The following is a 7244-nucleotide window of genomic DNA, read 5'->3' as shown; positions in this document are numbered from 1 at the left end:
GGGCCGAGGCATGGGGTCTCCCCAGGCCCCCCAGGGCCGAGGGGACGCATCGCAAGGCGGCAGGGGCACCGCCCGGCCGGAGGCCGGGGGAGATCGCCCTCGTACTGGACGTACCTGGGCGACTTCGACAACACAGCAGAGGTGTCGTAGCTGTCGCCGCGCGCCCGACAGGATCGCCCGGACAGGGCCCAGGCGGACGGCGGACGGCGCCATGTGTCAGACACGGCCCGGCCCGGCCCCGGGCGTCGGTGCCGGCCGGACGGTCGGTGCCAGATAGGCGCGGGAGTTGTGGCGGCCCGGCAGATCCGGGAGGCGCGTGAGGCGCCAGCCACGGGCGTACGACGGTGGCCGGCTCTCACCCGTCACCACGAACGCCACCGGCCGGTCACGGGCGAGCGCGACGAGCCCGGCCGGGGTGATGCTGCCGTCGTGGCCGCCGGTCAGGCGTGAGGCGCAGCCGGTGAAGAAGGCGATCCGCACGGCTTCCGCACCACTGATCGCGCAGGGCGGGCGCATGCCCTGGAGGTTGAGTTCGGCGGCGATCCGGTCGAAGGCCAGGCGGTTGGCGCGGTTGCACGAGACGGCGCCGTTGAGGACGGAGTACTGGATCGCCAGATGTCCGGCCAGCAGCACAGCGAGTGCGACGGCGACCAGGGGGCGCGGCCGTGCGTACGCGGCGATCCGGGTCAGACACAGCGCCGCGGGCAGCGCGAGCAGCGCGTAGGCGGGCAGCAGGAAGCGCGGGGCGGCGTAGCCGATGAGCAGCAGATACGGCACGGCCAGCGACAGACCGGTCAGCGCCGGAACCAGAATGCCGGAGGGCCGCCGGGTGCGCATCGCCGCCGCGCAGCCGCCCGCGACGAACAGAGGCAGGACGAACCACCACAGGGCGGTGACCGGCCGCTTCCAGGGCACGTCGCACGGGCGGCACAGCGACCGTCCGTCGAGTGAGCGCACCTGGTCGTCGACGGCAAAGTGTGGGCCGAGGAGCCCTTGGATCTCGCTCGCACGCCGCAGCCGCGCAAGGAGCCCGTCGTAGCTGACATACGCCTCGACGACCCATGGGGCGCAGCCGACCGCCGCTCCCGCGGCGAGCACCAGCAGCAGGACCGGGTGCCGCCAGACCCTGACGCACAGTGCGACGGCGGCGAGCGGCGCGGCCAGCCAGAACGCGTCGGTGGGCCGCATCAGGGCGACGAATGCGACGCCGGCACCGAGGCCGATGAGGGCCGTACCGTCGGACGGGTCCCGGGCGGCCCGCAGGAAGCAGCCGACGGTGAAGAGTGCCCCGAGGGCGACCCAGAGGTTGGGCATGGCCTGGGGACCGTAGAACACGGTGATCCACAGTCCGGCGAACAGCGCGCCGGCCACGGCGAGTACGGATGCGGGGAGCAGTCGCTTCCACACCCACAGCGCGAGGAACAGGCCGGCGCCCGACAGCAGCGCCAGATAGACGCGCAGCGCCTCGACGGACGAGGTGAAGGCGGTCAGCGGGGCGATGAGCAGGGTGATGCCCCGGGCACGCGGCGCGCTGAAGAACGCGGCATCTGCGCCGGGCGTGACCTGGCTGACGTACACCGTCTCGTCCCAGCCGAGCCCCGTCCCCGGGACGGCGAGCGCGAGTTGGACGATCGTGTACACGGCGGCGACAACGGCCGGCCACCGGAAGTCGCGGGTGGCCGGCCGTTGTGTGCGCGCCTGGCTCGGTCCGCGCAGGCGGAGAACCGGAGCAGGGGTCTGCGTCATGCGGTCCACGCTGCTACCGGGGCGCGCACCCGGCAATCGGGGTGCGGCACTCGGAGGAGCGCGCGCCCGGGGTCAGGTGGCGGGTGCGGGAGTGGCGGGCCCGTCGAGGGCGCCGCGTCGCTCCGGCATCGAGAGGCTGATCATCCGGTGCCAGCCGCCGAAGCGTTCGTACGCGTACATCCCGTGGATGCCCGCGGCGAGCGCCGCGGACTTGGCCTTGGGCCACTGCAGGAGCCGGCCCATGTGGCTCATCACGGCGAGGCTCACGTCGCGGTAGACCTTGATCTCGGTGAGCGCGCTCGCGCGCAGCACGCGGTGGATCGTGGGGCCGTGCCCGGCGGCGGCGAGGCGGAGCAACTCCTCGTGGCAGTAGGCCAGGTGGTTGTCCTCGTCCTCGCAGATCATCCGGATGGCGCGGCCCATCTCCGGGTGGTCGCCGAAGTGCTTGACCAGCATGTCCATCTGATCGGCGGCCCGCTGCTCGGTGACGCGGCTGTGCGAGAGGTAGACGACGATGTCCTCTTCGTTCAAGGGCTCGTCGCGGCGCAGCTTTTCATGCGCGAGTCCGATGCCCTGCCGCTCCAGCAGCATCGTGTAGTCGGTCTCGGGCGGGACCGGGACCGGGTCGAGCTGCCGCTTCTTGAGCAGGGCGTCGAAGATCCGGCCGTGCTTGTCCTCATCGGCGCCGTGCCGGGTGATCCTGGGCGCGAGGCGGCGCATGCTCTCGGGCACCAGGGCCGCGATCCTGCCGTTCTCCCAGCCGCCCTGGGTCTCGCCGCTGGCAGCGATGGAGCAGAAGAGCTGGAAGGAGTCGTCGTTGTCGATGATCTCCTGGAACAGGCTTCGGGCCGAGAGCATGACTCCACCTCCATGAAGGCATCCGCAAGGAACGAGTCAAATGCGAGACGCCGCATGGAGCAACAGGTGGCGGGAACCACTCGTCCGAACGGGGGAACGCAAGCCGTGGGGCCAGGGGAGTAACCGCAGGGGTCCGTCGCGCGTTGTAGTGCGTGACGGCCGTGGCGGGGAAGACCCCCGAGCCCCCACCACGGCCGCAGAATCCGCAGCGGGCCGCGTTACGCGAGGCCCGCGCGCACCAGGGCGTCGGTACCGGCGCGCAGCGCGGTGAGCCGCTCGTCGAGCGTGAAACCGGCCGGGGCGAGGGTGAGCGTGGTGACACCGGCCGCCGCGTACGCCTGCATCCGCTCGGCGATCCGCTCGACCGGACCGAGCAGCGCCGTCTGGTCGATCAGCTGGTGCGGTACCGCCGCGGCCGCCCCCGCCTTGTCGCCCGCGAGGTACTTGTCCTGGATCTCGGCGGCTTCCTTCTCGTAACCCATGCGCTGCGCAAGCTGGTTGTAGAAGTTCTGCTTGCGGCTGCCCATGCCGCCGACGTACAGCGCGGTGTACGGGCGGAACATGTCGGCCAGTCCGCTGACGTCGTCGCCGACCGCGAGCGGCAGCGTCGGGCAGACGTCGAAGCCGTCCATGGTCTTGCCGGCCTTCTCGCGGCCCGCGCGGATGTGCCTGAGCGCGGTCTCCTCCAGGTGGTCGGCGGAGGGGAAGATCAGCAGGGCGCCGTCGGCGATCTCGCCGGTCTGCTCGAGGTTCTTGGGGCCGATGGCCGCGATGTACAGCGGGATGTGCTCGCGCTCGGGGTGGACGGTCAGCTTGATCGGCTTGCCGGGGCCGCCGGGCAGCGGGAGGGTCCAGTGCTCACCGTCGTACGAGAGGCGCTCGCGGGTCATCGCCTTGCGCACGATCTCGACATACTCGCGGGTCCGCGCAAGCGGCTTGTCGAACTTGACGCCGTACCAGCCCTCGGAGACCTGCGGGCCCGAGACGCCGAGGCCGAGGCGGAAACGGCCGCCGGAGAGGGAGTCGAGGGTGGCGGCGGTCATGGCGGTCATCGCGGGCTGGCGGGCCGGGATCTGCATGATCGCGGAGCCGACGTCGATGCGTTCGGTCTGGGCGGCGACCCAGGCGAGCACGGTGGGAGCGTCGGAGCCGTATGCCTCCGCGGCCCAGCAGACGTCGTAGCCGAGCCTGTCGGCCTCCTTCGCGACCTCGAGATTGTCGCTGTCCATCCCCGCGCCCCAGTAGCCGAGGTTGATGCCGAGCCGCATAACCGCTCCCTCTTACTGATCAGTAACGTCCCTGTGCGGGGACTCTAGCGCGCGGACAGGGGATCCGGCAGAGGGACGTTGTCGACAGGCTCTCTCGGGGTGCGCCCTTGGCCAGTACTCTCAGCGCCCATGGAACAGAGGCATCTCGGCCGCACCGGCCTGCGCGTGTCCCGGCTCGGTCTCGGCACCCTGACCTGGGGCCGGGACACCGACGAGCACGATGCCGCCGATCTGCTCAAGGTGTTCTGGGAGGCGGGCGGGACGCTGGTCGACACCGCCGATGTATACGGGGGCGGGGAGGCCGAGTACGTACTGGGCCAACTGGTCGAGCGGCTGGTGCCCCGGCGCGATCTCGTCATAGCCACCAAAGCGGGCAGTGTGCCGGATCCGGACCGGCGCTTCGACGGCTCACGCGGACATCTGCTCGCCGCGCTGGACGCCTCGTTGCAGCGGCTCGGCACGGACTACGTCGACCTGTGGCAGGTCCATGCCTTCGACACGGAGACCCCGCTGGACGAAACGCTGCAGGCCCTCGACATCGCGGTCGCCAGCGGTCGCGCGCGGTATGCGGGGGTGTCGAACTTCTGCGGCTGGCAGCTCGCGAAGGCCGCGACCTGGCAGCTGGCGGCGCCGGGGGTGCGGACTCGGCTGGCCAGTACGCAGATGGAGTACTCGCTGCTTCAGCGCGGAGTGGAGCGCGAGGTGCTGCCGGCCGCGCTGGACCTCGGCGTCGGGCTGCTCCCGTCGTCGCCGCTCGGCCGCGGGGTGCTCACCGGGAAGTACCGCACGGCGACGCCGGCGGACTCGAGGGGGGCCTCGGAGGACATGGCGCCGTTCGTGGAGCCGTATCTCGACGACGCGGCGAGCCGCATCGTCGACGCGGTGGTGACTGCGGCGGACGGGCTGGCCACCACGCCGCTGGAGGTGGCGCTGGCCTGGGTCAGGGACCGGCCGGGCGTGGCCGCCCCCATCGTCGGGGCCCGCAACGCGCAGCAGCTCGCGGCGGCACTGTCAGTGGAGGCGCTTAGTCTTCCTGACGAGATCTGCCAGGCGCTCGACGATGTGTCGGCGCCCGTGCACCGCTATCCCGATCAGGACTGGAGCACGTTGTGACTGTGCCTTCCCGGGGGACGTCCCCCGGATCCGCGGCCGAGGAGACCGAGGCCCGGGACCCTGCCGCCGACCCCGAGGAGGCAGTGGCCGACGAGGGCTCGGGAGGCGCCGTCGACGGCGAGGGGGCGCCGGACGCCGGGCACGGCGAGGACGGCGAGGTCTCCAAGGAGTCCAAGGAGTCCAAGGACGCTGACGAGGCCAAGGAGGCCGAAGCCGCCGACGGCGGGTTGAGTGAGGCCGAGGCGGAGCTCGCCGCGCAGCGGGAGCTGCGGGCGAAGATCGAACAGCGCAAGGCCGAGCGGGACGAACCGATCCACAGCGGCGGCAAACTGCGCGGCACGGCCGCCGATCTGCTCGCCGCGGTGCGGGCCGTGGAGAGCGGCGAGAAGCCCGGACCCGAGTTCTACGACTCTCCCTCTCCCTCCGCCGGGGGAACCCCCACTGCGAATGCGCCCGCACCGCGCAGAATCGCCCCGGCTCCCGAGGCGCCGGTCCGGACCGGCCTGCCCGGGCCCACGCCGGAGCCGAGGGCGGCCGCCCCCGAGACGGTGGCCGCGGTGCAGGCGGTGCTGGCCCAGGGGGGTGCGCCCGAGACGCTCGCGCCGCACGTGGCCCAGGTGCTCGGCGAGTCGGCGGCGGATGTTCTGTCCGAGGATCCGTGGCAGCTGCTCGCCGTGCCGGGGGTGCGCCCCGAACAGGCTGACGGCTTCGCACGGGCTCTGCTCGGCGCTCGGTGCGGCCCCGGCGACGAGCGGCGTACGTCGGCTCTGGTGACCTGGCTGCTGGAGCGCGCGGCGCTGCAAGGGCACACCGCCTTGGAAGCGTCGCAGGTCCGGGAAGGGCTGGCAGGGCATTCGGTGCCCGGCCCGGACGAGGCCGTGCAGCAGGCCATCTCCGACGGCCTGGTCCTGGTCTTCCAGGACGGTCCGGAGGAGACGGAGGACATCGACGGGGAAGAGGCCGCCGCGGAAGCGCCCGTACCGGTCCTGTTGGGGCTCGACCGGTACGCGATGGCTGAGGAGAGCCTCGCGGACGGACTGGCCCGGCTGGTCAGGACGGGACCCGACGACGCCTGGGAGGGGTCCGAGCTGGCCCGTGCCGCAGGCGCGCACGGACTGGTTGTCCACACGGGTGGCGAGGCTGCCAGGGCCGAGCCGGTCGAGCTCGCGGAGAGGGCCCGCGGACTCGGGCTGCGTACGGTCGTCGCGGTCCACGGCGACAACGGCCGGCACAGGCTGGGGGCGCAGGCGGCTGCGGTCACCGTGCCTGACCTGCTGAGCGGCACCGCGGGGCCCGGGAGGGACGCGGAGGGGGCACTCGCGCTCGATCTGCTGGTCGTACTCGATGCGCCGCAGCTGGACGTGGAGACTGCGGCGATGCTCGTGGAGTCGATGCCGGACGGTGGCCGCCTGGTGCTCAGCGGCGATCCAGGCGTGCTGGGCTCGGCCGGCGCCGGCCGGGTGTTCGCCGATGTGCTGGCGGCCCGGGTGTGCCCCCAGATCGCATCCCGCACTCCCGATCCGGGTCCGATCGGCGAGCTGGTCTCGGGGATCGGCATCGGTGAACTCAGCCAGGTCGAGGCACCCGGCAAAGAGGTCGTGATCGTCCCGGTGCGGGACGCGGGCGAGGCGGTGCACCGCACGGTGCAACTGGTCGCGGACTCGGTACCTCGAGCCATCGGCGTACCGCCCGAACAGACCCAGGTGATCACGGTCGGCCATGGCGGCTCGGCCGGCACACGCGCGCTGAACACGGCGCTCAAGCAGCGTCTGAATCCCGGCCCGGGCCGCTTCGGCGGCTTCGACGCGGGCGACCGCGTGGCCTACGCCCCGGCCCCTGGCCGGACGCTGACCGGAACGGTCGTCTCCGCCGCCGCGGACGGTCTGCACCTCGACTGTGAGGGCTCATCCGTCGTCGTGCCGAAGGACCAGGTCGAGTCCGCGCTGCGGCACGGCTGGGCACTGACCGCGCACCAGGCGGCAGGCATGCGCTGGCCCGCGGTGGTCGTGGTGCTGCCCGGGGACGCGGCGCAGGGGCTGAGCCGCCCCTGGGTCTACACCGCGTTCGGCCGGGGCGAGCGGCATCTGTCCGTGGTCCACGGGGTGGACCAGGCGCTGACCCGCGCGGTGACCGAGATCCCGGGCCCGGAACGCACGACCCGGCTGCGGACGCTGCTGGAAGGCCTGCTCGCACCGAGCAACTGAGCGCCGGCGGCCGGGGCCGGGGGGCGTTGTGGCCCGCAACGCCGAAGGCCCCGGC

The 7244-nt window shown here is 72.6% G+C and carries 5 protein-coding genes; 2 read left to right on the top strand and 3 right to left on the bottom strand.

The window, feature by feature from the left end:
* Nucleotides 1–216 precede the first annotated feature (216 nt).
* The 3 genes from ABZ208_RS15845 to ABZ208_RS15835 all read right to left on the bottom strand — a co-directional run bounded on the left by ABZ208_RS15845 (nucleotide 217) and on the right by ABZ208_RS15835 (nucleotide 3872).
* Complete coding sequence (locus ABZ208_RS15845; RefSeq protein WP_356910049.1) at nucleotides 217–1746, bottom strand: hypothetical protein; 1530 nt, start codon at nucleotides 1744–1746, stop codon at nucleotides 217–219.
* Between the two features lie 72 nt (nucleotides 1747–1818).
* Nucleotides 1819–2604, bottom strand: a complete 786-nt coding sequence (locus tag ABZ208_RS15840; protein ID WP_356910048.1) for a ferritin-like domain-containing protein — start codon at nucleotides 2602–2604, stop codon at nucleotides 1819–1821.
* A gap of 218 nt (nucleotides 2605–2822) precedes the next feature.
* Entirely contained in the window at nucleotides 2823–3872 is a 1050-nt protein-coding gene (locus ABZ208_RS15835; RefSeq protein WP_356910047.1) for an LLM class F420-dependent oxidoreductase, read from the bottom strand.
* 129 nt (nucleotides 3873–4001) lie between these two features.
* Here ABZ208_RS15835 and ABZ208_RS15830 point away from each other — a divergent pair, with 129 nt between their 5' ends.
* Together ABZ208_RS15830 and ABZ208_RS15825 are read left to right on the top strand one after the other, a co-directional pair.
* The gene (locus ABZ208_RS15830) at nucleotides 4002–4985 is read left to right on the top strand and encodes an aldo/keto reductase (RefSeq protein WP_356910046.1); all 984 of its coding nucleotides are present in this window, start codon (nucleotides 4002–4004) and stop codon (nucleotides 4983–4985) included.
* Entirely contained in the window at nucleotides 4982–7189 is a 2208-nt protein-coding gene (locus ABZ208_RS15825; protein WP_356910045.1) for a helix-hairpin-helix domain-containing protein, read from the top strand. The genes ABZ208_RS15830 and ABZ208_RS15825 overlap by 4 nt, the downstream gene beginning before the upstream one ends.
* Nucleotides 7190–7244 lie beyond the last annotated feature (55 nt).

Source organism: Streptomyces sp. NPDC006208 (assembly GCF_040613775.1).
In the GTDB taxonomy this organism is placed as follows: Bacteria; Actinomycetota; Actinomycetes; order Streptomycetales; family Streptomycetaceae; genus Streptomyces.
Note: the sequence above shows the minus strand (reverse complement) of the source record. Positions and strands in the feature narration are given on the sequence as shown.